The 1,027-nt window shown below is 69.7% G+C and carries 1 protein-coding gene; it reads right to left on the minus strand.

The genetic code is table 11. The features are described 5' to 3' along the window. Nucleotides 1-1,027, minus strand: a 1,027-nt coding sequence (locus ACT84W_RS11155; RefSeq protein ID WP_444329280.1) for a VirB4-like conjugal transfer ATPase, CD1110 family, incomplete at both ends; no start/stop codon positions are given.

A 1,027-nucleotide genomic window follows, 5' to 3' on the forward strand; every position in this document is an offset into this window, starting at 1 on the left:
GGCCGAACTTGCGTCCTTCGCGCCACAGGCGGGCGAAGTACTCGACCACCGTCGGGTGCGCGAAGAGGCTCTGCACCTCGTCGATGTAGAGCCAGGTGTAGTTGGGGCGCGGCGGCGTGACCATCACGCGGTTGCGCACCATCTCGAGCGCCGTGATCATGCCGAACACGCGCATGTTCTGGCCGAGGCCGTGCATGTCGATGTTGGTGATGCGGTTGTCGAGCGCCACGTTGCTCTGGCCGTTGAAGAAGGAGAACGCGCCCTTCACGTAGCGCTCGTAGCGCAGCGCGATGTCGGCGGCCTCGGGCTCGGGCTGAGCGAGCAGCGCCGCGTGGAAGTCGCCGAGCGTGGGCAGGCGGCCGTCCTTCGCGCACTCCCGGTACGCCTCGCCGACGCAGCGGGCGATGATCGAGCGGTCGCGCTCCGGCAGGCCCTCGCGGCCCTCGGCCATGAGCGCGCTCGAGAGCGCGAGCACCGCGTCGGTCTTGTACGCGAGCTTGGCGGCGTCGGCGCGGTCCGCGACGTCGGCGGTGTCGAGGGGGTTGAGCACCGCCGAGCATCCCGGGGCGAGCTCGACGTTCGCGCCGCCGAGCGCGCCGACGAGGTTGCCGTACTCGCCGGCCGGGTCGAAGATCACGACCTCGTCCTCGGGGTGCGCGAGCACGGTGTTGGTTATCTCGCGCTTCACCGAGAAGCTTTTGCCCGAGCCGGGCTTGCCGCACACGAAGCCCATGGGACTCGCCAAGCGCTTGCGGTCGCACAGCACCAGGTTCCCGCTCTCCTTGGACTGCCCATAGTAGCCTCCGCCCGCCTCGTCGAGGCTCTGGCTGGCGAAGGGCATCTGCATGGCCACCTGCCCCGTGGTGAGGTAGCGGCTCACGGTGACGTGGTTGTCACCGAGCGGGAGCACCGAGTTGAGAGCCTGGCGCTGCCGGAAGTGGAGCGGCTCGAGGCCGATCGTGCAGCCCTGCGCGACGCTCGTCACCTGCTGGACGCGGCGGTCGAGCTCCTCGAGGCTGTCGGCCCA

The sequence above is a fragment of the Paratractidigestivibacter sp. genome (genome assembly GCF_052362415.1).
GTDB lineage: Bacteria > Actinomycetota > Coriobacteriia > Coriobacteriales > Atopobiaceae > Paratractidigestivibacter.